General features: G+C 62.0%; 2 protein-coding genes. Both read right to left on the bottom strand.

Going from position 1 to position 1,699, the window contains the following annotated elements; genetic code table 11:
- The coding region (locus tag H7290_RS17055) for an amino acid ABC transporter permease (RefSeq protein WP_290515220.1) at nucleotides 1-503 on the bottom strand (503 nt) is incomplete at its 3' end.
- Between the two features lie 100 nt (nucleotides 504-603).
- Complete coding sequence (locus H7290_RS17050; protein WP_290515219.1) at nucleotides 604-1,419, bottom strand: amino acid ABC transporter substrate-binding protein; 816 nt, start codon at nucleotides 1,417-1,419, stop codon at nucleotides 604-606.
- Nucleotides 1,420-1,699 lie beyond the last annotated feature (280 nt).

Raw genomic sequence — 1,699 nt, 5'->3', positions numbered from 1 at the left:
CTGAACGCGGCGACCTTCTGCGCCTGCGCGAAGAGCTCGGTAACAAGGATGAGCGAAGCGAGAGAGGTGTCTTTGACCAGGCTGATGAAGGTGTTCGACAGCGGCGGCACCGAGACGCGGGCGGCCTGCGGCAGGATGATACGGGCGAGCGTTTGCCGGTGCGACATGCCGATCATCTGCCCGGCCTCCCACTGACCACGCGGAACGGCCAGGATTGCCGCACGGATGACCTCGGATGCATACCCCCCGACGTTGAGCGAGAAGGCGATGACGGCGCTCGGCCAGGACGGTATCAGCAGGCCGATCGAGGGCAGACCGTAGAAGATGACGAACAACTGCACCAAGAGCGGTGTACCACGCACCACGGAGACGAAAAACCGGGCGATGGACGAGACGACACACACTTTCGACAGGCGCATCAGCGCCACGACCAGGGCGATAACCAGCCCAATCGCGAACGAGACGATTGCCAGCGGGATTGTGCCGACGATGGCGCCCTGCACGATCGGCCAGAGCGACCTCCAGAAGAGATCCCAATTCGGCGTTGGCATCTGACGAGTTTAGACGAGCGGGTAGCGGCGGCCGCTAAACGAAAGGATCCGCCTACTTCGACACATCGACGCCAAAGTATTTTGTCGAGATTTTCTTGAGCGTGCCGTCGGCGCGCAGTTCCTTCAGCGCGAGGTCGACGGCCGCGACCAGGTCGGTACTGCCCTTGACGAAGGCGAGAGCGCTGAGCGATGGCCCCTCGGTCGTGACCGCGACCTTGAGCCCGTCGGCGCCCGTGGTCTTGACGTAGTCGAGATAGGTCAATTTGTCGTTGACCGACGCGTCGACCCGGCCCTGCTTGAGCAGCTCCACCGCCTGCGCCCAGCCTTCGACGGCCTGCACATTGGCACCGTTCTGCTCCGCGACGCTGTACCAATTACTGGTCAACGACTGCGCGGTCGTCTTTCCGTTAAGGTCTGTGAGCGAGTGGATGCTCGTGTTGTCCGACTTCACGACGACGACCCCCGGGGACACCGTGTACGGGGTCGAGAAGTCGTACTTGGCGGATCGCGCCGGGTTGATCGACACCTGGTTGGCGATCACGTCGAAGCGTCCTGCCGTGAGTCCCGCAAAGATTCCATCGAATTGGGTCTCTCGAAAAGTCGCTTTCACGCCGAGCTTCTTCGCGACCGCCGTGACCACCTCGATGTCATAGCCGGTGAGTGCCCCCGTGCCGTCGGCGTGATAGGAAAACGGACGGTACGTGCCCTCGGTGCCAACGATCAACTCACCGGCTTTCTTTACCTGCGCGAGGCTGAGCCCGGCCTGAGCGGCTCCGGATGCCATACCGCCGGTTTTCGCCGGGGCGCACGCACTCAGCGATACGAGAAGGGCGACGACAGCACCGATGGCAAAAATTCGGGATTTCATGGGGATGGCCTCCTGCAGGTGTCTCTGCGGAAGGCAAATGTGGCACGACCGCTGTAGTGAAGCTAACCAATTCCGCGGCCGCTAATTCCCCGCATGACCCGAGGTTACGCCGGGTACAGGCGAATGGCCCCACACCGAGGTGTGAGGCCATTCATCCGTGCTGCGGGTGCTGCTTAGTTGTACGTTCCCGGCGTGTAGTCGTCGGAGGAGAAGCTGTCGAAGTCGACAAACGAGAGGTCTGCCTCGCTGAACACCGAGTCATCCGTGAAGATGCGGTTCG

This window comes from Aeromicrobium sp. (assembly GCF_014378035.1).
GTDB lineage: Bacteria > Actinomycetota > Actinomycetes > Propionibacteriales > Nocardioidaceae > Aeromicrobium.
This window is presented reverse-complemented; position numbering and strand designations above follow the sequence as displayed.